Origin of the sequence: Arthrobacter vasquezii (assembly GCF_029455255.1) — a bacterium.
Lineage (GTDB): Bacteria > Actinomycetota > Actinomycetes > Actinomycetales > Micrococcaceae > Arthrobacter_D > Arthrobacter_D parietis.
The window spans coordinates 23,904-46,847 of sequence record NZ_JAROKN010000002.1; the positions used below are offsets into that span (position 1 = coordinate 23,904).

A 22,944-nucleotide genomic window follows, 5' to 3' on the forward strand; every position below is an offset into this window, starting at 1 on the left:
GGAAAATAGAACGTGTCCAGATCATTCGCGTCGCGAACCTACAGGGCGGAAGGCGTCGTCCTTCGCACGTACAAGCTCGGTGAAGCCGACCGCATCATCGTGCTCCTGACCAGGGAACACGGTCAGGTGCGCGCTGTTGCGAAGGGCATCCGGCGGACGAGCAGCAAATTCGGAGCGCGGCTGGAGCCGTTCATGACCGTGGACCTTCAACTGGTTTCCGGACGCACCCTCGATGTTGTGACGCAGGCCCAGACACGCGGCGCCTACGGGCATGGAATTGCGTCCGACTATTCCCGCTACACCGCGGCGGCAGCTATCGCTGAAACGGCCGAGAAGCTCACGGATGCGGACGGTGAGTCTGCAGGAGCACAGTACGGCCTGGTCATCGGTGCCCTGTCCGCTCTCAGCAGGGGTCTCCATCCGTCCGAACTGATTCTTGACTCCTATCTGCTACGGGCATTGGCCACGGCCGGCTGGGCGCCGAGCTTCACCGACTGCGCCCGGTGCGGCGCGGCTGGTCCCCATACTGCGTTCTCGGCCGCTTTGGGCGGCGCGGTGTGCGCCTCCTGCCGGCCGCCCGGTTCAGCGTCACCGTCACCCGATGCCATGGCGTTGTTGGGTGCGCTGCTGTCCGGGAACTGGGAGGTTGCGGATACCGCCGAGGCTTTTGCCCGGCGTGAAAGTGCAGGACTTGTCGCTGCCTACGTACAGTGGCATTTGGAACGAGCAGTGAAGTCCCTCAAACATGTGGAGCGCGTGTGACGAAATCCGCCGGCGAACCGTCTCAGCCGTGGCCTCATCCGAGCGGCGAGCGTCCGCCTGCCATCCCCGTGGACCTTGTGCCGGCCCACGTGGCAATCGTGATGGATGGCAACGGACGGTGGGCCAATGAGCGGGGGCTGCCGCGTACGGAGGGCCACCGGGCGGGTGAGGCCGCGCTCCTCGATGTGATCGCAGGCGCCATCGACATCGGGGTCAAGTATGTCAGCGTCTATGCCTTTTCTACCGAGAACTGGAAGCGCTCCCCGGACGAAGTACGGTTCCTGATGGGTTTCAGCCGGGACGTCCTGCGCCGGCAGCGGGATCAGCTCAATGAGTGGGGAGTGCGCATACGGTGGGCTGGACGGCGCCCGCGGCTCTGGCGCTCGGTCATCAATGAGCTTGAGATCGCAGAGGAGCGCACGCGCTCCAACTCGGTGTGTACCCTCACCATGTGTGTCAACTACGGGGGCCGGGCTGAGATTGCCGATGCGGCCAGGGGCATAGCGGAAGACGTGGCGGCTGGCCGGTTGAAGGCGTCATCCGTCTCAGAGAGCACCATCCAGCGTTACCTGGACGAGCCGGACCTGCCCGATGTCGATCTGTTCCTGCGCACCTCCGGCGAGCAGCGGACCTCAAATTTCATGCTGTGGCAGTCCGCTTACGCAGAAATGGTCTTCATGGATGTCCTGTGGCCGGATGTTGACCGCCGTACGCTCTGGAGGGCCGTGGATGAGTACGCTGCGCGGGATCGGCGCTACGGCGGAGCTGTCGACAAAGCCAAGTCCTAGACCTCCGGTATGGGTGAGGCGCTGCTGTAGCACCTTACCCACCGATCGAGATCGGCATACACCTTTCGACGCACCGCCTTTCGCGACAGGAGGGTGTCATGCAGCGCGCCGTCATACCTGCAGACGGTGACGTGAGGCCCCAGCAGCAGGGCACGTTGCGTCATGACGGTCACATCGAGGACGCTGTCCGAGGAGAGCATTGCTTCACTCCACACGGGACTGATGGTGGATCGCGCAGAGGACAGAACCAGCACTGGAAGGTCGATGGAAAGTCCGCGGCGCACCTGCGCGTGTCCGTTCAGGACAGCGGTGAGCCAGCCGGCCCGGATGGGAAAACCGAATTGCGGCCGCCACTGCCCGTTAAGTTCCCACTCGCCCTCGGCAAGGTTGCTTATACTTCGCCAATAGAAGCCGAATTCCGGCAGTTTCAAGCGTGCCTTGGGCCTGAACCGCGTGATCGGCTCGAGGAGCCCCTGCGTGGTGGTGCGCAGTATTGCACTTCCCTGGATGTCCAGCCACGGACTGTTGAGGATGAGGCTCGATACCCGCCCTGGAAAGTGGTTCGCCCACAACGAAGCGACGAGGGCGCCGGTCGAATGCGCCATCAGGGTGACGCCGGACGGCGGCGCGCCCGTTTTGGCCGTGATGTCTTCGGAGAGGGTATCCAGGGCAGCAGCGATGTCGTCGTCGTACTCCGACAGGTCCGTGACGTAACCGGGCGTCTGCCACGGCCGCAGGCTTCGTCCGTACTTCCGCAGGTCCAGGGCGTAGAAGGCAATACCGCGGTCACTGAAGAAGTGAGCCAGTTCGTGCTGGAAGAAGTAATCGCTCCAGCCATGGACGTAGAGCACCGCCTGCGCTGCGGACTCCTGTTCATCGCGTCCGCGTGGGCGCAGGCGCTTCAGCACCACGCGCGCTGCGTCACGCAGGCCGGTCGGCGCAACGACGGCGGGTGGGGTGTAGGAGACGAGCGTGGCCAGGCACGGGCCCTCCTCGTCTGAGCCAACGTGAAGCTCGGTCAGCGCAAATCCGTCGCCCAGGTGGTCCGGCTGCCAGTTGATGCCCATTGGTCGAGGATATCGATGCCAACATCAACTTGGTGAAGCGGCTGCGGGCATGGCAACTTTGACCCATGCGTATTTATCCTGCCTTCTTCCGCGTCGTCTTCAGCGGTATGGACCCTGAGCGCGCGCACCGGATCGGCTTCCGCCTGATCCGGTGGACGGGCAGGACCCCGGTGGGCGGCGTCCTGCGCCGCATTACCGCGCCGCCTGCCGAACTGCAGACTACGGCGTTCGGCGTGACCTTCCCGTCACCGTTCGGGCTTGCGGCCGGTTTCGACAAGGAGGGACACGGCGCCGCCGCGCTGGCTGACCTGGGGTTCGGCCATGTAGAGATCGGAACAATCACTGGGCAGGCGCAGCCGGGAAATCCAAAACCACGGCTCTTCCGGCTGGTCGAGGACCGGGCGGTGATCAACCGGATGGGTTTCAATAACGACGGCGCCGCTGCAGTTGCTCCGCGCATCGCGGCCGCACGCCGCACGCTTGAACGACGCTACCCGTCGGTACGGCCCGTGATCGGCGTGAACATCGGCAAGACCAAGACTGTGGATCTGCGCGATGCGGTCGCCGACTACCGAATATCCGCGACGGCGTTAGCTCCGCTTGCGGACTACCTGGTGGTCAACGTCAGCTCGCCCAACACCCCGGGACTCCGTCTGCTGCAAAGCGTCCGCTCTCTCCGCCCCCTTCTGAAAGCGGTCCGAAAGGCTGCGGATGAAAGCGCCGACCGTCACGTACCGCTGTTGGTGAAGATCGCCCCGGATCTGAGCAATGAGGACATCGAGGAGGTAGCGGCGCTGGCACTGGAGCTGAAACTGGACGGCATCATCGCAACCAACACCACCGTCACCCGGGAAGGCCTTTCGACCGATCCGGAAACCGTGATGGCTTGTGGGGTAGGTGGGTTGAGTGGTGCTCCGCTCAAGGCACGTTCGCTTGAGGTACTCACGCGCTTGCGGCAGGCGGCCGGGCCCGAACTGGCCCTGATCTCGGTGGGCGGAGTGGAAACAGCAGACGACGTCGTTGACCGTCTCAACGCTGGAGCCAACCTGGTGCAGGGCTACACCGCGTTCCTTTACGAAGGCCCTTTCTGGGCTTCGTCGATCAACCGCGCGCTGAGGAACCACCCCCGCCTGCAGCGCTGAAGCGGCGCGCGATGTCCCGCTGTTAGGCGGGAAACTGCCCGCGGCTTACCTGCGGCTTGGGAAGACGGAGCCGACGGATCTGCATGGCACGTGAGATTCCGTACCAAAGATCCCCACGCCCGGGTTCGCCGAACTTCGCTGTCAGTTGCGCCTTGAGCTTGCGGCGCAGGAGAAGGCAGTCAACGATCACCGCCATGATGATCACCCAGAAGGTCAGCATGACGTAGCCCTGGAGAGTCAGATTGGGGATGAAGCTCAGGAAGACAAAGACCAGCGCCGCAAACATCAGGAACTCGGCGACATTCCAGCGTGCGTCCACATAGTCACGGACGTAGCGACGGGCCGGGCCCTTGTCACGGAACGGCAGGTGCCGCTCATCGCCGTTCTCGAGTGCACGCCGCATCCGCAGTTGGTCCTCGCGCCGCGCCAGGCGGCTGGCCTCCCGCGCTGCCTTCCGGTCATTCGGAACCAGGGGCCGCTTCCGGGCCGCTTCCTGAACGCTGCGCCTGGGAGTGGGCGCGCCCTTACCGGCCGTTCTCAATCGCTGTTCCTCCGCGACTTGCTCTGCGGGATTCTCAACAACGGCAGCGTCTCTTTTTCGTCCAAACACCCCTCTAGGATACCCGTCCTGAGCGCCGGATTCTCCGCATGCGTGTGTAGGCTCGAAGGCATGAATATGCCTTCAAGTGATCTACTGCCGGACACCACCGTTGCTGCCCTGCGTTCCACCGTCGACTCCGCATTCCCGCGGACAATCGAGGAGCTCAAGTCGCTCGTCGCCATTCCGGGTGTGGCCTGGGCAACCTTTGATCCCGCGGAACTCGATCGCAGTGCTGAAGCAGTTGCTTCGCTAGTCCGATCCACGGGCATCACGGATGTGCGTATCCTCCGAATGGACAACAACGGCACACCCGGTGGTCCTGCTGTCGTCGCGCGGCGTCCGGCTGCTGCGGGAAAACCGACCATCCTGCTCTATGCACACCATGATGTCCAGCCCCCCGGTGAGCGGGACCTGTGGGAAAGCGAGCCGTTCGTCGCCGAGGAACGAGACGGCCGGTTATACGGGAGGGGAGCAGCGGACGACAAGGCCGGCATTATGGCCCATATCGCGGCGGTCCGGGCTGTCTCCGAGGTCCTGGGGGAGGACCTTGGCCTAGGCATCACCTTATTCATCGAGGGTGAAGAGGAGGCTGGATCCCCGACCTTCCGCAGCTTCCTAGAAGAACACCGTGAACTCCTGCGCTCCGACGTCATCGTGGTTGCGGACTCGAGTAACTGGAAGGTCGGCATCCCTGCCCTCACAACCAGCCTGCGCGGACTGGTTGATGGTGTAATCGAGGTCAGAGTCCTGGAACACGCTGTCCATTCCGGTATGTTCGGCGGTCCTGTATTGGATGCGCCGACCCTGCTTGCCCGATTGATTGCCACCCTTCACGACGACGATGGCAGCGTCGCCATCCAGGGCCTTGTTTCGAATGACGACGCGGATGTGAACTATGCGGAAGCTGACTATCGCGCTGATGCCTCGGTTCTCGACGGCGTGCAGCTGGCTGGCACAGGCTCCCTTGCGTCACGGTTGTGGACGAAGCCCGCACTGTCCATCATCGGCATCGATGCGCCAGGAGTAGCTGTCTCATCGAACACGCTCCTGCCCACAGCGCGGGCGAAGTTCAGCCTTCGGCTAGCGCCCGGACAGGAGCCCCAGAAGGCTATGGCCGCCGTCGAGCGCCACGTGCGCTCCCACGCTCCGTTCGGCGCCACGGTGACGTTCACGCCGGGGGAGTCAGGCAACCCCTTCTCCACCGACACAACGAGGCCGGCAGCCCAGATCGCACTGTGGGCCTTGCAGACCGCCTGGGGAACGCAGGCCGTTGAAGCGGGGATCGGAGGGTCCATACCCTTCATCGCGGATCTGACTGTGGTCTATCCGGAGGCGCAAATTCTGGTGACCGGCGTCGAGGACCCGGATTCACGGGCACACAGCGCCAACGAATCGCTCCACCTGGGTGAGTTCAACCGTGCGGTGCTCGCAGAGGCTCTGATGCTCGCGCGGCTCAACGCCGGCGGCTGACACCAGTGCCCCGCCGCGCACTGCCGGGCCGGCCCGGAATGTTTGACCAGCATGGATCGTTACACAGCTGGGCAGGCTGTGCTCACCGGACGTACCATGGGACGGACAGCGCTGCGAGGCGCTGAAAGCCACACGCCGCCCGGCGTTATGATCGCAGGCGGGGGGAACCGGTGCGGCGGGCACATAGTAAAGGAGAACGCACACCATGAGCACATCAACAAGCGAACCAACCACTGAGACGGTCGCAGATACCGAACTGCCGGTACATGAGGTCAAACTGTCAGATGTTGCTGCCGGAAAGGTACGCAGCCTCCTCGAGCAGGAGGGACGGACCGACCTGCGTTTGCGCGTAGCGGTACAGCCCGGAGGGTGTTCTGGCCTGATCTACCAGCTCTACTTCGATGAACGCGTCCTCGATGGCGATGCGGTTCGTGACTTCGACGGCGTCGAGGTCATCGTTGACCGCATGAGCGTTCCCTATCTCGCAGGAGCCTCCATTGATTTCGAGGACACCATCTCCAAGCAGGGGTTCACCATCGACAATCCGAACGCCGGTGGGTCCTGCGCCTGCGGTGACTCCTTCCACTAACAGTCCATCTCGCGAGTGGAGTGGCACAGCCCCCGTCACGTATCCGAAACAGGTACGGACGGGGGCTTTGTTGTCACACGATGGCTGCCGTTGCAGGTAAGCTCTACAGTGAGTAGTAAAACTGAAAGTGCATCGCGTTTGAGTAGCAGCTCAGGCAGTACCGTGCACGGAAATGCTGTCACCGTCGGTGGCACCGCACGTGAGAAAAGGAAGGGCCGTCTGTGAGTTCGCAGGACCGAACCGGCAGCCGACGCGCAAAGATTTTCAAGGTCTCAGGCCTCGTGGTCGTCGCTGCGCTGTTCTTGTCTGGTTGTTCATCAGAAGTCCAAAAAGGCTGGTTACCCGCCGAGCGGGACACCACCAACCACACCGGCCGGATCATTGACCTGTGGGTCAATTCCTGGATCGCTGCCCTTGTCATAGGTGTCATCACCTGGGGCCTGATCATCTGGTGCATAGTCGCCTACCGCCGCCGTCGCAACGAGACCGGGTACCCGCGCCAGATCAGCTACAACCTTCCGCTGGAAGTGTTCTATCTGACTATTCCAATCTTCATGGTACTGGTGCTCTTCTACTTCACCGACCGCGACCAGCAGATCATCGACGCACGTGTTGAAGACCCTGATGTCATCATCGACGTGCGCGGCAAGCAGTGGTCATGGGACTTCAACTACGTTCTGGAGGACAAGTACTCTTCAGGCGTCCAGGCCCAACTCGATGGTGAGCCCGGCGTGCCGGAAACCCTTCCGACGCTCTATCTGCCGGTCAACCAAACGGTCGAGTTCCGCCTCAACTCCCGCGACGTCATCCATTCGTTCTGGGTTCCGGCTTTCCTGCAGAAGCGGGACATGATCCCCGAACGGGAAAACTACATCACCCTGACTCCCACGAGTGAGGGAGTCTTCGAAGGGAAGTGCGCCGAGTTGTGCGGCGAGTACCATTCGGAGATGTTGTTCAACGTCGCGGTTGTCTCCGAGGAGGAGTACCAGGCTCATCTGGAAACCCTCGAGGACGGCCAGCTGGGCGAAGAGTATGACCGCAATCCGCAGACTGTGACCGGCGAGAGCCCCAGCGGAGCTGACGAGCAAATTGGGCAGGATTAATTAGATGTCTACTTACGAATACACCGCCGAGGACGCCGGCACTACAGTTGCTCCACGGGTTGTACCGCGGTCCAAGGGACGCATAGTCGTCAACTGGATCACCTCCACTGATCACAAGACCATCGGGTACATGTACCTGATCGCTTCGTTCGTGTTCTTCTGCCTTGGCGGCGTGATGGCGCTTGTCATCCGGGCCGAGCTTTTCGAGCCCGGCATGCAGATCCTGCAAACCAAAGAGCAGTACAACCAGTTGTTCACCATGCACGGCACGGTAATGCTGCTTATGTTTGCAACCCCGCTGTTCGCCGGGTTCACGAACGTGATCATGCCCCTGCAGATCGGTGCACCGGACGTCGCCTTCCCGCGGCTGAATGCCCTTGCTTTCTGGTTCTTCCTCTTCGGCAGCACCATCGCAGTCTCGGGCTTCATCACGCCGCAGGGTGCTGCATCGTTCGGCTGGTTCGCGTACGCCCCCTTGTCCAATACGACGTTTTCCCCTGGTGTTGGTGGTGACCTATGGGTGTTTGGGCTTGCTCTTTCCGGATTCGGCACCATCCTTGGCGCCGTCAACTTCATCACCACCATCATCTGCATGCGCGCTCCCGGTATGACGATGTGGCGCATGCCGATCTTCACCTGGAATGCATTGGTCACGTCGATCCTCGTGCTGATGGCGTTCCCGCCGCTCGCTGCCGCGCTGTTTGCGCTCGGTGCCGACCGGCGGTTCGGAGCACACATCTTTGATCCGGACAACGGAGGGGCGATCCTATGGCAACACCTTTTCTGGTTCTTCGGACACCCGGAGGTGTACATCATTGCGCTGCCGTTCTTCGGTATCGTTTCCGAGATTTTCCCGGTCTTCAGCCGTAAGCCGATCTTCGGCTACAAGGGCCTGGTCTTCGCCACGATCGCCATTGCGGCACTTTCCGTGACGGTGTGGGCGCACCATATGTACGTGACCGGCGCGGTTCTGCTGCCGTTCTTCGCCTTCATGACCATGCTGATCGCTGTGCCCACGGGTGTGAAATTCTTCAACTGGATCGGCACTATGTGGCGGGGGTCAATCACATTTGAGACACCCATGCTCTGGAGCCTCGGTTTCCTTGTCACCTTCCTGTTCGGTGGTCTGACCGGAATCATCCTTGCGTCCCCGCCATTGGACTTCCATGTCTCCGACACCTACTTCGTCGTGGCCCACTTCCACTACGTAGTCTTCGGTACCGTGGTCTTCGCGATGTTCGCCGGCTTCTACTTCTGGTGGCCGAAGTGGACCGGGAAGATGCTGAACGAGCGGCTGGGCAAGATCCACTTCTGGCTCCTGTTCCTCGGGTTCCACGGCACGTTCCTGATCCAGCACTGGTTGGGGGTCATCGGTATGCCACGCCGCTACGCCGACTATCTGCCTGAAGACATGTTCACCGCAATGAACCAGTTCTCCACCATTGCTTCCTTTGTTCTGGGCGCATCGCTGATTCCGTTCTTCTGGAACGTTTACATCACCTGGCGAAGCGGTACAAAGGTCGAGGTCGATGACCCATGGGGCTTTGGAGCATCCCTGGAGTGGGCTACCTCCTGCCCGCCACCACGGCACAACTTCACCTCCTTGCCCCGTATCCGCTCGGAGCGTCCGGCGCTGGATCTGCACCACCCGGAGCTTGCGCAGTGGCACACACCAGGTTCGCCGGCAGGCCAGCTGCTCGGATCCGCTGATCGGAAGGACGCCTAAGTGAAGGTTGAAACGCGACTGTTCCTCCTGCTCGTCCCTTTCTTCGTGCCAGTTTCCGTGGTTTACGGCTTCCTGACTAACTGGTCTGAGTGGGTCGGTATTCTGGGACTCCTTCTTGTCGGAGGTGTTGCCGTGATGATCGGCTTTTACCTCGGCTTCACGGGGCGACGCGTGGGAATGCGGCCCGAAGATCGCCGCGATGCGGAAATTCACGAGGGGTCGGGCGAGCAGGGCCACTTCAGCCCCTGGAGCTGGTGGCCGCTTGTTCTCGGTCTTGCTGCAGCGGGCGGATTTCTCGGTCTCGCGGCTGGATGGTGGATTCTCTACGTGTCCGCCGGACTGGCGGTAATCGCGCTTGTCGGCTGGGTCTTTGAGTACAGCAGGGGAGACCACGCACACTAGTCGTCCCGCACGCGCCTCAGGTGAAGGCCCCGCACATATTATGTGCGGGGCCTTCGTGCGCTCCCTCTCACTGTTGGCTGCCCAGGGTTTCTCCCTCGGCTCCTTATGCCGACCTATAGAATAGGCTGACCATACCGGTCTATTTTACTGGGTTCACCACCCGCGCTAACAGGAGCCGTCATGCCGAATCAGCTCGATGCACTGAGTACTGCACTCGACGGCAAGGGCGCCAAGCATGTGCAGCTTCGCGAACTGCTCCGCGAATACATCCTGGGTCATGCGGAGCCTGGTACTGCCATTCCGTCAGAGCGGAAGCTGACCGAACACTTCGGCGTTGCGCGAATGACTGTACGCCATGCCATCGACGCACTGGTCGCCGAGGAGGTGCTGGAACGGATCGTAGGCCTTGGAACCTTTGTAGCCCACACCAAGGTCGACCTGCAGATGAAGCTCACGTCATACAGTGAGGAGATGCACCGGCGGGGTATGGTGCCGGATGCTCGAGTACTGAGCTTCGAGCAGATGGCTGCCACGCCGCTCATTGCCCGCGAGCTGCAGATTGAGCAGGGCGTCCCGGTTGTAAGGTTCCGGCGCCAGTTGCTGGCAGACCGTGAACCCATGAGCGTGGACGAGAACTTCATCCCGGCACACCGCGTACCCGGAATACTTGATGATGATCCGCCGACGTCCCTGTACAACGTTCTCAGCGAGAGATATGGGCTCGTTATGGAATGGGGTGAGGATACGGTGGAGGCGACTGCGGCGTCGCCCTCTATTGCCCGTCTGCTGAACGTCGAAATGGGCGCGCCGCTCCTGAAAATCCAGCGCCATGCCTATGTGGCCCGCGCAATGGTGGATTATTCCGTCTCGTACTACCGGGCTGACAGGTACAAGCTCTGGGTTCCACTTCAGCGTCCCGGTGTTCGCACTCCTCGGACATACACTGCCAAGCGCTTCAGCTGAACGGGAGTCTGCCGACCGAGAACCACGCCAACCGGGAAACCTGGAAAGAAAAGGAGCGGGCCGCACACTGTGCGGCCCGCTCCTTTTCTTACTAGCTCTTCAGCGTTGACTACTTGCTGGAGATGGCAGCCTTATCATGCTCGTTCGCGACTTCGCCATGGTGGCCGTGGGAGTGGGCCTCTTCAAGCTCCGCCGGAGTGACAGGTGCAACACGATCCTCAAAGAAGAACTTCGATGCCCACGCGCGGCCCTTCTCGCCCTTTGACACATGACCGTTCACGTCCGCCTGGGCAGGCAGGCTAACGGGTGAGTCGAAACTGACCAGCTTGTAACGCTTGTACTCGTCCACCGGCTCGTGAACCTCGATGAACTCGCCGTGGGGGAGCCTGACGATACGACCTGTCTCGCGTCCGTGGAGCACGATCTCGCGGTCCTTGCGCTGGAGGGCCAGCGCGATACGACGGGCGACGATGAATCCGATCACCGGACCGATGATCACCAGGACACGGAGCCAGTAAGTCACGTCATTCAGCGAGACCATAAAGTGCGTAGCGATGAGGTCGGAGCTGGCTGCTGCCCACATGACGCAGTAGAACACAACGCCTGCCACGCCGATGCCGGTGCGGGTGGGAGCATTACGCGGCCGGTCGAGCAGGTGCTTCTCGCGGCGATCCTTGGTCACCCAAGCTTCGATCCACGGCCAGGCAAACAGGAGCGTGAAGACAATCCCTGCAGGCACGAGCGCAGGGAACAGCACGTTCAGGGAGAGCGTGTTTGTGCCCCAAGGGAACGGGATTTCCCATTCGAAGGGGAAACCAGCCAGTATGCCTGGCATAAGCCGCAGGGCGCCGTCTACCCACCCGATGTACCAGTCCGGCTGGGTACCGGCCGAGACAGGGGAGGGATCGTAGGGTCCGTAGTTCCAGATGGGGTTGATCGTGAACGCCGCTGATATCGCGGCGATGATACCGAACACTATGAAGAAGAAGCCGCCGGCCTTTGCCGCGTAAACAGGACCGACCGGGTAGCCCACTACATTGTCATTGGTGCGGCCCGGGCCGGGGAATTGAGTGTGCTTGTGAACAACTACCAGGAAGAGGTGCATCGCGATCAGCAGGAGAATCAGAGCCGGAATCAGGAGGATGTGGAGCACGTACAAGCGCGGGATGATCACGGTACCGGGGAATTCACCGCCGAACAGGAAGAAACTGATGTAGGTCCCCACCACGGGAATTGACTTGATCACGCCGTCGATGATTCGAAGACCGTTACCGGAGAGCAGGTCGTCCGGGAGTGAGTACCCCGTGAACCCTGCGGCCATCGCAAGGATGAGCAGCACACCGCCGATAACCCAGTTCAGCTCGCGCGGACGCCGGAATGCACCGGTGAAGAAAACCCGCAGCATGTGCACTGACACGGCAGCAACGAAGAGCAGTGCAGACCAGTGGTGTACCTGCCGCATGAACAGCCCGCCACGGATATCAAAGGAGATATCGAGCGAGGAAGCGTAGGCCACCGACATTTCGATACCGCGCAGCGGTACGTAGCTTCCTTCGTAATGTGTTTCGGCCATCGAAGGGTCGAAGAAGAAGGTCAGGAATGTACCCGACAGAAGAAGGATGACGAAGGAGTAAAGCGCAACTTCGCCAAACATGAACGTCCAGTGGTCTGGGAAAATTTTCCGCCCAAACTCTTTGACTATCGCGGATCCACCGACGCGGGTATCGACGAAGTTGGCAATCTTGCCGACGTTTGTCTTTGGCTGGTACTGGTGTCCAGCTGCTGAGCTGCTCACACTCCACGCTCCCAGTAACTTGGTCCTACGGGTTCTTGGAAGTCGCTCGTCGCTACCAGGTAACCTTCTTCATCCACGGAGATGGGAAGTTGGGGGAGCGGCCGGGCGGCCGGGCCGAAAATAACCTTCGCTTCTTGGGTGACGTCGAAGGTTGACTGATGGCACGGACAAAGCAGGTGATGGGTCTGCTGTTCGTAAAGGGCTACAGGGCAGCCCACATGGGTACAAATCTTGGAATAGGCAACGATGCCTTCATAGCCCCAATCCTCGCGCCCCGGAGACGGGTTCAGCGATTCAGGACTCAGGCGCATGAGTAGAACAACAGCCTTAGCCTTTTCCTCGAGTTTGTGTTCCGCCTCATTGAGGCCCTCGGGAATGACGTGGAACGCTGAGCCGATAGTGACGTCCGAAGCCCTGATCGGGGTGCCGCTCGGATCACGGGTCAGCCGTACGCCTTCATCCCACATGGTCTGGCGAAGCACGTCACCGGGCAGCGGACCGAGGTCCCGGAAGATTGCGATGGCCGGGAAGATTGCGAGGATTCCCGCGCCGAGGAGCGTATTGCGGATCAGCGGCCTGCGCTTGATTCCGGATTCTTCCAGGATGTCGCCAACGATTTTTTCAGCGTCAGCGCGGTCTGCTTCGGGGCGAATCTCGTGCCGGTCCTCAGCGATCTCATGATCCGGCATCAGCGTCTTGGCCCAGTGCACGATTCCGACACCAATGCCAAGCATGGCGAACGCGGTTCCCAATCCGAGGAGCAGGTTCTGTAGGCGGAGGTTCGCGATTGTCTGGTCGAGGGGGATAAAGAAATATCCGAAGAAGAAAAGCAATGTTCCAAAGATGGAAACGAGGAACAGCACTCCGACCTGACGCTCTGCGCGTTTCTCAGCCCGGGGGTCTACGTCAGCCAAACGCGGCCGGTGCGGTGGGAGTCCAGGATCCTGGAACTTCTGCAAGCCGCCCTGACCCGGCTTAGCTACGGTAACCGCGTTCTCCGGGCTGCCGTCACTATGGTCGGCCATGATCCCTCTCATCCTTCTTTAGAAACTTCACTCGTCAATCCTGTGTCCTTGGTTTAGTGCTGTGGCCGCTCGCTACGAGGAGCGGGAGGTCAGCCAGACTGTGAACGCGATTATCACTCCGAGCCCAGCAACCCAGATGAACAGTCCTTCTGACACCGGTCCTAGGGAACCAAGGTCCGCGCCGCCGGGGGAACCCTGCTCTTCGATGATGTTGAGGAACGCGATGATGTCCTGCTTGCCCTCAGGGGTGATGTTCGCGTCGCTGAAAACCGGCATGTTCTGCGGCCCGGTGATCATCGCTTCGTAGATGTGCTTGTCCGTCACGCCTTCGAGCGCCGGAGCGAACTTGCCCCGAGTCAACGCTCCACCAGCAGCGGCAGCGTTATGGCACATTGCGCAGTTCACTCGGAAAAGTTCACCGCCGGCAGCGGGGTCGGCACCTTCCAGGTCGAGCTCTTCCTCGCCGGGAATTGCAGGACCTGCGCCCAGCGAGGCGACGTAGGCGGACATCTGCCGGATCTGCTCATCGGTGAACTGAACCGGCTTCTGAAGCGCCTGCGGGCCCTGCATTTGAAGCGGCATACGCCCGGTGCCAACCTGGAAGTCAACTGCTGCGGCTCCCACGCCGACCAGCGAGGGCCCGTCTTCAGTGCCGGCCGCTCCCATGCCGTGGCACGTTGCGCAATTTGCGACGAAAAGTTTTTCGCCTTCTTCAATATCACTGGCTGAGAAAGTGGTTTGTGCCTTGGCCTCGTTCGCGTTGCTAGCGACGGCATAGATGCCACCTGTTAGCAACAATCCCATGAGCAGCAGCGCTATTGCTGCCAGGGGGTGACGCCGCCTCTGCGAAAGTGCCTTCACGTCCTGTTTCCTGCCTTCTGTATTGCTTCGGTACGGTACACGATTGGTGTCAGCCACCCTCGCGACCGCCACGCTAATTCTACACCGGGTAGAAAAGGGTTCAAGAGCAATCTACTTCAAGAAGTAGATGATGATGAACAGCCCGATCCACACCACGTCGACGAAGTGCCAGTAGTACGAAGTGACAATCGCCGACGTCGCTTCAAAGTGTCCGAACCGTTTGGCCGCGTAGGCGCGTCCAATAATGAAGAGAAAGGCGATCAGACCGCCGATGACGTGCAGGCCGTGGAAACCGGTGGTGATGTAGAACGACGATCCATAGGCATTGGCGGAAAGGGTGATCCCTTCGGCGACCAATTCTGCGTACTCATATGCCTGCACTGCCACGAACACTGCGCCCATGAGGAAGGTCAGCAGGTACCACTCGACCATGCCCCACTTGGCGATGTTGAACACTCCACCCGCCCTGCGGGGCTGGAGCCGCTCGGCGGCGAACACACCCATCTGGCAGGTGAACGAGCTCGAAACCAGAATGATGGTGTTGATCAGCGCAAAAGGTACATTCAGCTTCTCCGTCTCGGCAGCCCAGAGTTCGCCGGACGTGGAGCGCAATGTGAAGTACATGGCGAAGAGTCCGGCAAAGAACATAAGTTCACTGGAAAGCCATACAACGGTGCCTACCGACACCATGTTTGGCCGGTTGAGTGTTGGATGCGCAGTGGAGCTGGGGGCATGGGTCGCTGTCGTCACTCTGACATTATGTCTCTAAAAGATCCCACTTCACCAATGCGAAACGGCCTCGGCGTGCCCAGCTCATATGTGCGGATGCGAGAGTTGCCTGTAACGGCGCGGGAGTAACACCGTGATGAGTTTCTACAATTCGTAGATAACCTAGGGGAGTGACTGCGATTCCTGCTCCAGAAGCCCCCGCAACCAGCTGGCCGCAGCTGATCTCGAAGCTCATCGAGGGAGAGGATCTCACTGCGCCGCAGACCCGTTGGGCAATGGATTCCATTATGGAAGGACTCGCCTCGCATGCACAGGTCGCCGGATTCCTGATTGGCCTGCGAGCAAAGGGGGAATCTGTTGAGGAACTGGTGGGCCTCGTCGAGGCGATGCTCTCGCGTGCTCACACTATAGACGTGCCAGGTCCTGCCCTGGACATCGTGGGAACCGGCGGAGACGGCCTGAACACGCTCAATATCTCGACCATGTCCTCGCTGGTGGCCGTTGGTGCCGGTGCAAGGGTAGTCAAGCACGGGAATCGCGGTGCCTCCTCTTCCTCGGGTGCAGCTGATGTCATCGAGGCGCTGGGGGTGCGGCTTGACTTGTCTATCAGTGACGTAGCGCGCTCGGCGGAGCAAGCCAATATCACCTTCTGTTTTGCGCAGGTCTTTCACCCGTCGATGCGCCACGTTGCAGTACCGCGCAGGGAACTCGGTGTCCCTACCGCCTTCAATTTCCTGGGTCCGCTCAGCAATCCGGCCGGAGTCGAAGCGCAGGCACTGGGTTGCGCCAGTGAACGGATGGCGCCGCTCATGGCGGGTGTTCTCGCAGCCCGGGGAGTCCGGGCGCTGGTTTTCCGGGGCAGCGACGGCCGCGACAAGCTGACGACGAGCGGATCATCCACCGTCTGGGAGGTGCGCGGCGGGGCCGTCGCCGAGCACACCGTCCATCCGGGTGATTTCGATCTGCCGGAAGCGGCTGTCGAGGCTCTGCGGGGTTCAGACGCCCAAAGCAACGCGAAGGTGGTTCGCGCCGTACTGGCGGGGGAGAAGGGGTCGGTGCGCGACGCCGTCGTCCTCAATGCGGCAGCGGGACTGACTGCGCTGGACACTGAGCACTCGGCTCCGCTTGTTGAGCGGATTCGAGCAAATATGCGCCGCGCAGAGCAGTCGATCGATTCTGGCGCGGCCCAGGCAGCGTTGGACCGCTGGATAGCGGTCACCAGCTCATAAGCGAGTGCTTAGCCCTCGAAACCGAGGGAGAAGGCGGCGTCGAGATCATGCTTCGAGTAGGACCGAAACGCAATCTGGGTGGTGGTCGATTCGACGCCCTCCACTTTTGACAACCGGTCGGCAATTACGTCCGCGAGATCTTCGTGGCGGTTCACCCGCGCAATGGCAATGAGGTCCCATTCGCCGGTGACTGAGTACACCTCGCTGATGCCCTCGAGTTCAGAAATTTCCTGCGCGCACTCGGGGATACGGCTGGCGTCGGTCTGGATGAGTACGAACGCACTGATCATCTGGGTGCTCCTTGGTTTCGACTGGTGTCCGTTGTGGGTTGTGGTTGAGGACGACGGCGCTGCATCAGCCGTACACCGGCGCGAGGGGCAATCAGGAACAGTCCCAATACGCCGAGCGCGACAATCTGGAACGACAAAGCCGCACCATCACCGAGAAGCACCCGTAGCGTCAGACCGCCGGCTGCCGTTCCCAGCCATAGCGGGACTGCAGTGCACAACAGCGCAAGGGGCCGGTGCCATGGACGCAAAATCGCCGTCGTGACGAAATAGGCAATGAGGAAGGGGAGTGCTGTACGAGTAATGCCGGAGGCGGAAAGCGCACCATAGTGGGAGAGGTGTCCGAGAAGCGCGAAGAGGGAAATCAACACGACGTCGGTGGTCAGCCAGGATGCGTACCCCCGACTGTTGGCAGCCCCGCGGCCGGAACTTACGCTCGTCATGATGTCAGCCTACTGGCTCCGGAAGCGAGACACCGCCTGCACGCAACGCCGGGGTGTCAGGGCAGTTGCATGCCCGCCTGTTCCATAGCGAAGAGACTCGATCTACCCTTGAACCATGTGCAGGAACATCAGAACACTCCATAATTTTGAACCGTCAGCAACCAGCGACGAGGTTCATGCGGCTGCGCTGCAGTACGTCCGGAAAATCAGCGGTACCACCAAACCATCGAAGGCGAACCAGGAGGCTTTCGATCGGGCTGTGGCGGAAATCGGATTCATCACCGAGCGACTCCTGGCGGAACTGGTCACGTCCGCGCCGCCGAAAGACCGGGACGAGGAAGCCGCGAAGGCGAAGGAGCGCTCAGCGCGTCGCTTCGCAACCGCCTGACCGGTTCGCTCGCGCCGCGCTTTCGCACGGTCGAAGAACCAGGTGCAAAAGGACTGGGAGCGGAACCTTTCGTGGTGCACTATGGTGACGGAGCGCACCGCAAGCGCGCCTCGACGAGAGGCACCGGTCGCCCCGGTGATGCGACACGAGGAGACCGATATGAGCACCCGCCTGAATCCTTACCTGGGCTTCCGCGATACCGCCCGGGAAGCGATGACGTACTACCAATCAGTCTTCGGCGGTGAACTTACCCTCAGCACGTTTGGTGATTTCCAAGCCAGCGAGGACGAAAGCGAGCTGGACAAGATCATGCACGGAATGTTGACCGCGGACAACGGAATGGTGCTGATGGCAGCTGACACGCCCAACAGCATGGACTACACACCCGGCAATACGTTTTCGATTTCCCTCAGCGGCGAGGACGAAAATGAGCTGCGCGGTTATTGGGACCGCCTGGCTGGAGAAGGGACTGTGACTGTTCCCCTCGAAGTTGCTCCTTGGGGTGACCACTTCGGTATGTGCACCGACAAGTTCGGTGTTGCCTGGTTGATCAACGTCGCCGGCCAGCCGCAGCAGTAGGGGCAGGGAATCCGATCCTTTAGTTGACATAATGTCGATTATCGGCACTTCGCGGGAGGGGTCTGGAAGGGGCAGGCCAGGCGTCTCACGGCGGAATGTGCTGATCGTTTTATGTCTGACCGAAATCACCAGTTGGGGCATTCTCTTCTACGCCTTCCCTGTTCTTGCCGGACAGATCAGTTCGACCACCGGCTGGACGCTCCCTGTTGTCAACGGTGCGTTCTCGACCGGACTGGTGTGTTCGGCGCTCACGGGACTGGTTGTCGGTCGAATTCTGGACCGCAGTGGACCTCGGGCCGTGATGACTGCAGGGTCGTTCATCGCCGCGCCCGCGCTGTGCCTGGTCGCCCTGGCCGCCAACCTCCCGATGTTCTTCGCTGGCTGGGTGCTGACCGGCGCAGCCATGGGCATGGTCCTGTACCCACCGGCGTTCGCCGCTGTAACGCGTTGGTGGAGCGTTGGGCGCACCCGCGCGCTGACCATTCTGACAATCGTGGGCGGACTGGCCAGCACGGTCTTTGCGCCGTTGACTGCCGTCATTTCAGCCGGCGTCGGTTGGCGCTCCACCTACCTGATCCTCGCGCTCGTGCTTTTCATCGTCACCGTTCCGGCGCATTTTTTCGGGCTTCGCCGGCCGTGGGAGCCGCACCGGTCCCACCCCGGGCTACCCGAGATTGCGCACGGGCAGCCCGACGAAATCGCCAGGAGCGTGCCGTTTCTGGCCCTCGTAGCGGCTGTCAGTCTGGCCGCCCTCGCGTCCTTCGCCGCCGTCGTCAATCTGGTTCCGCTACTGACCGAGCGCGGGATCAGCACCTCGCTGGCGGCCACGGCGCTGGGAATAGGCGGCGTCGGCCAGGTTCTCGGCCGCCTGGGCTACAGCCTCTTCGAACGGCTTCCGCTTCGTCTCCGGACAGCACTGGTGCTACTGGGAACAACGCTGACGACGGCGCTGCTGGGCCTAACTGAGACCCTCACCGCCGCACTGTTGATCGCTCTCGCAGCCGGTGTTGCACGCGGAATCTTCACCCTCCTGCACGCGACTGCTGTTCCGGATCGCTGGGGCCCGGCCCATTACGGCCGGTTGACGGCTCTCGTCGCCTCACCCATCACCCTCGCCACGGCACTCGGTCCGTGGGCAGGCGCCGGCCTCGCCGCTCTATTGGGAAGCTACTCACGCGCTTTTCTTGTGCTTGCAGCAATCAACGCCGTCGCCATCCTGTTGGCCTTCTACAGTGTGCCGAGGGGATCATCCATGCCAGGCGGCGAACCTAGGATGGACTGATGAACTTCCACTCTCCCGAAAGTATCCGGGCGCTGGTGCACCGTGTTATCGCGCAGGACCAGCCGCCGATCGTCCAACTGGGTGATCCGGTGCTGCGGAACCCCGCCGCCCCGTTCGACGGTCAGCTCGATGATTCAGAGCTGGCCGGACTTCTCGCCGTTATGCGCAAGGCCATGCAGGACGCACCGGGCGTCGGACTGGCAGCACCGCAATTGGGAATACCGTTGCGCCTCGCGGTCATCGAAGATGTCATTCCCCAGCCCGTCGAGGTTGCCGAACTCCGTGAACGGCCGCTGCTGCCCTACTTTGCAGTGATCAACCCGATGTACACGCCCATCGGCCGGGAGACGTCGTCGTTTTTTGAAGGCTGCCTGTCCTTCAGCGGTTGGCAGGCCGTGGTTGCACGGAGTCGATCGGTACAGCTCGAATACCTGACGCCCGAAGGCAAGAATGTAACCCGGCAGTTCACGGGCTGGCCCGCCCGCATCGTCCAGCACGAAACCGATCACCTGAACGGTGCCATTTATATCGACAAGGCCAACACGCGATCGCTTGTCAGCAGCGCAGCTTACAGTGAGCGCTGGGCGCAGCCCGGAATCGAACTGGCCCAACGCTCACTTAACTTCTAGGCACCTTCACCGCAGATGCGCGCAGGGTCAAGCCGGCTGATTCTTCTTGCTCGGCAACTTGTCAGCCCACCACCGCAGGATGTGCTCGAACCGCTGTCGCCGGTGCCACGGTGTGCCGGAGCGCGACAGTTCGTGCGTCTCCCCCGGGAAAATCAGCATTTCGGTCTCCACTCCGTGGCGCTTCAGAGCGGTATAGTAACGCTGCGCCTGCTCGAGCGGACAGCGCAGATCCTCCTCCGAGTGGATAACGAAGGTGGGGGTCCGAACCTTGTCGACGTGCGCATACGGACTCTGCGCCCGGACCTTCTCGGGGTCCGCGCCGGTGTAAGCCTCGGAGAAGAACCAGCCGATGTCCGACGAGCCGATGAAGGACTCAGGGTCGAGGAAGCCCCGTTCAACGATGGCGCCCTGGAAACGGTGGTCGTTCGCAATCAGCCAGGCTGTCAGGTAACCGCCATAGGAGCCGCCCATCACACCCAGCCGGTCTCCGTCCAGCCCGTCATACTTCGCCACAGCGCCCTCAAGGAACGCGAGGACGTCCTGCATGTCCACCGTGCCCATCGCTTCCTTGATCACGCGGCCGTGTTCCTGACCGTAACCGGCTGCGCCGCGGGGGTTGCACATGAGAACCGCGTACCCTGCCTCGAGAAACACCTGCGCCTCGTCGAAGTAGCCCCAGCCGTACTGGGCATAGGGCCCGCCGTGGATGTTGAGGAGAACGGGATGCGGGCCCTCGCCCTCCGGCACCAGCACCCAGCCGTGCACGGGATAGCCGTCCGGCGCAGTGAACGTCTCCTCCTGCGGTTCGACGACTGTTGTCTCGCTGCGCAAGGCAGCCGAGAAGTCGGTCAGCCGTGTCAGCGTCTTGCCGTCGATCCTCGCAACGTCTCCCATGGTGCCAGGGTCCGTGTAGGTGACGACGATGATGCCATCACGGCTTGCGGCGCCCGTCACGATGTATTCACCGTCCGCCACCGTTTGGATTGCACCCTGCGAATTCACACGGCGCAGATCTCCGGCGCCGCGGCTGCGGTTGAAGACAAGGACGCTGTCCGCTCCAGCCTGGACAACTTCGCCGACTTCCCCGAGGTCGAGCACTTCCGGATCCGTCAATACGCGCACCTGAGCCGGATCCTCGACCGGCGCAATGTACAGGGCGGTATTACGCGCCACGAAGTCGACGCCGCTCGTTGACAGCGAGCTGCCGAGGTAGAAGAGCCACTGGCCATCCTCGCTGTGAACCGGGTTACCGCAGCTGACGAGTTCGTCGGTGAAGTTGCTCAGCCGCTGCATGTCGGAACCATCCAGCGCAATGGAATAGATGTCCGAACGCAGGTTGGTTGCGGAGTCCGGCTCCAGGGCTGCGCTGAACAGGATGCGCGAGCCGTCAGCGGAGAAAGTCGGCTCCGAGTGGTCGGCATCCGCATCGGTGAGCTGCTTCGGCTCGGTGTAAGCTGACGGCGCGTCCTCCTTACCAGAGCGTGCCGCCCGCCCGACGGGCTTCACAAACGGCTCCTCACCCAACGGCGGAACATCCAGGAGAAAAAGCTGTGACCGCTTATCCGCGATGTAGCCGGCACCATTCATCTGGTATTTGAAGCCGTCGATGAGCCGTGGATTCTCCTGCCCGCCGGACACTCCCTCCACCGTGCCGTACCGGCCGTCTTCGGGCACGCGAGCGGACAGCACCAGCCGTCGGGAGTCGGGCGACCATTCAAACCCGGACACGCCGAGAGGTCGGTCGGTCAACTGCCGCGGCTCCCCTCCCCTGCTGTCCGTAAGGAAAACCTGGGGCTTGCCGCCAGCGGATGTCCGCAGGAAAGCGAGCGCGGCGCCGTCGGGCGAGTATTTGGGTGAGCTGTCCCGAAAGCCGCGGGTGAGGCGGCGGGGAGAACCATTCTCCAGCGGCACCTCCCATAGCTGACCGACATAGGCGTCGGCGTCGTAGTCCGGCCGGGTTACGGAGACTACGCAGCGTTGGGTGTCCGGGTGGAGCGAGGGTGCGCTCACTGAATGAAGAAGATTGAGTGTGTTTGGTTTCACATTCCGAGACTATGCCTCCGAGGCGCCGACACTCAAAATGGGCAGGGGTCCACCTACGATGGTGGGGTGCCGACTTACCCGGAATCTCTGCTCCTCTGTCCGGTCTGTCGGGATCCGTTGACGGTGAATTCCGCCGGTCAGCACGGGAAGAAGATGGACGACGGCGCGGCACGCTTCCTGCGTTGTCCGCGGGGCCACCGCTTCGACGCGGCACGGCAGGGCTACTTCAATCTGCTGACCGGACGGGGAACCGAGTTCGAATCAGATACCGCAGCGATGGTGCAGGCCCGTGTCGACTTCCTCGGGGGCGGGCATTTCCAGCCGCTGGCGAACGCGGTCTCCTCGGCCGCCGAGAGTTTCGCCGGGAACCTGCCCCTGGTCCTCGATGTCGGAGCGGGGACCGGTTACTACCTCAAGGCGCTTCAGGAAAGGGTGTCCGTCTCCGCGTCGGTCGCGCTGGACATCTCGAAGTATGCGTTGAGGCGGTCAGCAAAAGAGCTACCGGATGCACTCTGCCTGGTGTGTGACGTCTGGAGACCCCTGCCGGTCGCTGATCAGCGCGTAGACCTCCTCCTCAACATCTTCGCTCCACGGAATGTACCTGAGTTCGCTCGGGTTTGCAGCGACCGGGCGGTCGCGCTGGTGGTCACTCCGCTGCCACACCATCTCCGGGAAATTGCAGAGCTTGCGGGGCTCCTCGGCATCCGTCCTGGAAAGGCCACAGAGGTGGCCACCTCGATGGCGGAATTCTTCGATGTGATTGAAGTCAGGAGGGTGGAGTTCGGGATGCGCCTCTCCCCCATCGATGTGCGCAATGTTGCGGCCATGGGCCCGGCAGGCCACCACACCCTGCGCATCGACGTCGACTCCCTTCCTCCCACTTCGGACGTCACCGCGGCCTTCACCGTTCAGGTCTTCCAAAAACGCGCGCACACAAGCTAGCCGGTCAGGATATGTCGCGCAGGGATATTCCGCCGGGGCTATATATTTCGCTCCGCGGGTTTGGCATGATGGTTGGTAGGCACTCCGGGCGTATTGCAG

The 22,944-nt window shown here is 61.6% G+C and carries 24 protein-coding genes; 15 read left to right on the forward strand and 9 right to left on the reverse strand.

The features are described 5' to 3' along the window. Window positions 1-12 precede the first annotated feature (12 nt). A complete protein-coding gene (gene recO / locus P4U43_RS01200; RefSeq protein WP_056549506.1) occupies window positions 13-762 on the forward strand; it encodes a DNA repair protein RecO in 750 nt (249 codons plus the stop codon). After that, complete coding sequence (locus P4U43_RS01205; RefSeq protein ID WP_277357101.1) at window positions 759-1,550, forward strand: isoprenyl transferase; 792 nt, start codon at window positions 759-761, stop codon at window positions 1,548-1,550. The genes recO and P4U43_RS01205 overlap by 4 nt, the downstream gene beginning before the upstream one ends. Here the strand turns inward: P4U43_RS01205 and P4U43_RS01210 are convergent. Next, window positions 1,547-2,617, reverse strand: a complete 1,071-nt coding sequence (locus P4U43_RS01210) for an alpha/beta hydrolase (protein WP_277357102.1) — start codon at window positions 2,615-2,617, stop codon at window positions 1,547-1,549. The two genes, P4U43_RS01205 and P4U43_RS01210, sit on opposite strands and share 4 nt — an antisense overlap. Window positions 2,618-2,682: 65 nt before the next feature. Between P4U43_RS01210 and P4U43_RS01215 the strand changes: the two genes are divergently transcribed. Further along, window positions 2,683-3,759, forward strand: coding sequence for a quinone-dependent dihydroorotate dehydrogenase (locus P4U43_RS01215; RefSeq protein WP_277357103.1), 1,077 nt, complete (start codon window positions 2,683-2,685; stop codon window positions 3,757-3,759). A 22-nt stretch (window positions 3,760-3,781) separates the two neighbouring features. Here the strand turns inward: P4U43_RS01215 and P4U43_RS01220 are convergent, their stop codons facing one another. Beyond that, entirely contained in the window at window positions 3,782-4,369 is a 588-nt protein-coding gene (locus P4U43_RS01220; RefSeq protein WP_056549513.1) for a DUF3043 domain-containing protein, read from the reverse strand. Window positions 4,370-4,429: 60 nt separating this feature from the next. Between P4U43_RS01220 and P4U43_RS01225 the strand changes: the two genes are divergently transcribed. The 6 genes from P4U43_RS01225 (at window position 4,430) to P4U43_RS01250 (ending at window position 10,613) form a co-directional block, all read left to right on the forward strand. Continuing rightward, window positions 4,430-5,830 carry a dipeptidase gene (locus P4U43_RS01225; protein ID WP_277357104.1) on the forward strand — a complete coding sequence of 467 codons (1,401 nt, stop codon included), beginning with the start codon at window positions 4,430-4,432 and terminating at the stop codon, window positions 5,828-5,830. 205 nt (window positions 5,831-6,035) lie between these two features. After that, window positions 6,036-6,419 carry a HesB/IscA family protein gene (locus P4U43_RS01230; RefSeq protein WP_277357105.1) on the forward strand — a complete coding sequence of 128 codons (384 nt, stop codon included), beginning with the start codon at window positions 6,036-6,038 and terminating at the stop codon, window positions 6,417-6,419. Between the two features lie 221 nt (window positions 6,420-6,640). After that, complete coding sequence (gene ctaC / locus P4U43_RS01235; protein ID WP_277357106.1) at window positions 6,641-7,522, forward strand: aa3-type cytochrome oxidase subunit II; 882 nt, start codon at window positions 6,641-6,643, stop codon at window positions 7,520-7,522. A 4-nt stretch (window positions 7,523-7,526) separates the two neighbouring features. Next, on the forward strand, window positions 7,527-9,248 hold the full coding sequence (gene ctaD, locus P4U43_RS01240) for an aa3-type cytochrome oxidase subunit I (RefSeq protein WP_277357107.1): 1,722 nt from the start codon (window positions 7,527-7,529) through the stop codon (window positions 9,246-9,248). Beyond that, entirely contained in the window at window positions 9,249-9,650 is a 402-nt protein-coding gene (locus P4U43_RS01245; protein ID WP_277357108.1) for a cytochrome c oxidase subunit 4, read from the forward strand. A gap of 180 nt (window positions 9,651-9,830) precedes the next feature. Next, complete coding sequence (locus P4U43_RS01250; protein WP_277357109.1) at window positions 9,831-10,613, forward strand: GntR family transcriptional regulator; 783 nt, start codon at window positions 9,831-9,833, stop codon at window positions 10,611-10,613. Between the two features lie 109 nt (window positions 10,614-10,722). Here P4U43_RS01250 and qcrB read toward each other — a convergent pair whose 3' ends face one another. The 4 genes from qcrB to ctaE all read right to left on the reverse strand — a co-directional run bounded on the left by qcrB (window position 10,723) and on the right by ctaE (window position 15,044). Continuing rightward, on the reverse strand, window positions 10,723-12,408 hold the full coding sequence (qcrB, locus tag P4U43_RS01255) for a cytochrome bc1 complex cytochrome b subunit (protein WP_277357110.1): 1,686 nt from the start codon (window positions 12,406-12,408) through the stop codon (window positions 10,723-10,725). Further along, window positions 12,405-13,433, reverse strand: a complete 1,029-nt coding sequence (qcrA, locus tag P4U43_RS01260; protein WP_277357111.1) for a cytochrome bc1 complex Rieske iron-sulfur subunit — start codon at window positions 13,431-13,433, stop codon at window positions 12,405-12,407. Before qcrA ends, qcrB begins: the two co-directional genes overlap by 4 nt. Before the next feature lie 72 nt (window positions 13,434-13,505). Next, complete coding sequence (qcrC, locus tag P4U43_RS01265; RefSeq protein WP_056549531.1) at window positions 13,506-14,294, reverse strand: cytochrome bc1 complex diheme cytochrome c subunit; 789 nt, start codon at window positions 14,292-14,294, stop codon at window positions 13,506-13,508. Between the two features lie 111 nt (window positions 14,295-14,405). Beyond that, window positions 14,406-15,044 (reverse strand): aa3-type cytochrome oxidase subunit III, encoded by a 639-nt coding sequence (gene ctaE / locus P4U43_RS01270; protein WP_082566157.1) that lies wholly within the window; start codon window positions 15,042-15,044, stop codon window positions 14,406-14,408. Window positions 15,045-15,193: 149 nt separating this feature from the next. On the opposite strand from ctaE, the gene trpD reads away from it, so the two are divergent. Continuing rightward, entirely contained in the window at window positions 15,194-16,252 is a 1,059-nt protein-coding gene (gene trpD / locus P4U43_RS01275) for an anthranilate phosphoribosyltransferase (RefSeq protein ID WP_277357112.1), read from the forward strand. 8 nt (window positions 16,253-16,260) lie between these two features. Here the strand turns inward: trpD and P4U43_RS01280 are convergent, their stop codons facing one another. Further along, a complete protein-coding gene (locus tag P4U43_RS01280) occupies window positions 16,261-16,542 on the reverse strand; it encodes an Lrp/AsnC family transcriptional regulator (protein WP_056549538.1) in 282 nt (93 codons plus the stop codon). After that, window positions 16,539-16,982: a DUF3054 domain-containing protein gene (locus P4U43_RS01285; RefSeq protein WP_277357113.1), complete on the reverse strand. Its 444-nt coding sequence runs from the start codon at window positions 16,980-16,982 to the stop codon at window positions 16,539-16,541. The genes P4U43_RS01280 and P4U43_RS01285 overlap by 4 nt, the downstream gene beginning before the upstream one ends. A gap of 115 nt (window positions 16,983-17,097) precedes the next feature. Here P4U43_RS01285 and P4U43_RS01290 point away from each other — a divergent pair, with 115 nt between their 5' ends. The 4 genes from P4U43_RS01290 to P4U43_RS01305 all read left to right on the forward strand — a co-directional run bounded on the left by P4U43_RS01290 (window position 17,098) and on the right by P4U43_RS01305 (window position 19,860). Then, complete coding sequence (locus P4U43_RS01290; RefSeq protein WP_277357114.1) at window positions 17,098-17,370, forward strand: DUF2277 domain-containing protein; 273 nt, start codon at window positions 17,098-17,100, stop codon at window positions 17,368-17,370. A gap of 159 nt (window positions 17,371-17,529) precedes the next feature. Next, entirely contained in the window at window positions 17,530-17,949 is a 420-nt protein-coding gene (locus P4U43_RS01295; RefSeq protein ID WP_277357115.1) for a VOC family protein, read from the forward strand. A 97-nt stretch (window positions 17,950-18,046) separates the two neighbouring features. Then, on the forward strand, window positions 18,047-19,231 hold the full coding sequence (locus tag P4U43_RS01300) for an MFS transporter (protein WP_277357116.1): 1,185 nt from the start codon (window positions 18,047-18,049) through the stop codon (window positions 19,229-19,231). Continuing rightward, window positions 19,231-19,860: a peptide deformylase gene (locus P4U43_RS01305; RefSeq protein WP_277357117.1), complete on the forward strand. Its 630-nt coding sequence runs from the start codon at window positions 19,231-19,233 to the stop codon at window positions 19,858-19,860. The genes P4U43_RS01300 and P4U43_RS01305 overlap by 1 nt, the downstream gene beginning before the upstream one ends. Window positions 19,861-19,887: 27 nt before the next feature. Here the strand turns inward: P4U43_RS01305 and P4U43_RS01310 are convergent, their stop codons facing one another. After that, complete coding sequence (locus tag P4U43_RS01310) at window positions 19,888-21,870, reverse strand: S9 family peptidase (RefSeq protein WP_277357118.1); 1,983 nt, start codon at window positions 21,868-21,870, stop codon at window positions 19,888-19,890. A gap of 99 nt (window positions 21,871-21,969) precedes the next feature. Between P4U43_RS01310 and P4U43_RS01315 the strand changes: the two genes are divergently transcribed. After that, window positions 21,970-22,845, forward strand: a complete 876-nt coding sequence (locus P4U43_RS01315) for a putative RNA methyltransferase (protein ID WP_277357119.1) — start codon at window positions 21,970-21,972, stop codon at window positions 22,843-22,845. Window positions 22,846-22,944 lie beyond the last annotated feature (99 nt).